The sequence below is a fragment of the Achromobacter sp. GbtcB20 genome, from assembly GCF_019091095.1.
Taxonomy (GTDB): domain Bacteria; phylum Pseudomonadota; class Gammaproteobacteria; order Burkholderiales; family Burkholderiaceae_B; genus Achromobacter; species Achromobacter mucicolens.
This window is the reverse complement of the sequence record NZ_JAGXJZ010000588.1, coordinates 1-265: the sequence shown is the minus strand read 5'-3', so window position 1 is coordinate 265 and position 265 is coordinate 1. Positions and strand designations below refer to the sequence as shown.

Genomic DNA, 265 nt, shown 5'->3' with positions numbered 1-265 from the left:
CTGATGGTAATCGGGTCCGGTTTTTGATGTTATGACACTAGCGCTGATCTCGGACTCCGGGCTGCCCTCATATATCCAGATGTTGCCGGGCTCTACTGAAAAGAAATAGTCGCTCGCGGCGATCTGTGCCTCCACTTTGAAAGAACAAAGCAACGTACACAATAATAGGATGAAGTGGGCGCGGCCTCCGGAAACGAAAAGTGAGCCCAGACGCAAGTTAGCGCCGTTAATAGCAATTATGGGGATCATTCTTGATGCGGCCTTA

General features: G+C 50.2%; 1 protein-coding gene. It reads right to left on the bottom strand.

Annotated features, from left to right (window positions below; genetic code table 11):
• Positions 1–265 (bottom strand): hypothetical protein (locus tag KVT32_RS30335; RefSeq protein WP_217619457.1); only part of this gene is annotated, 265 nt, incomplete at both ends.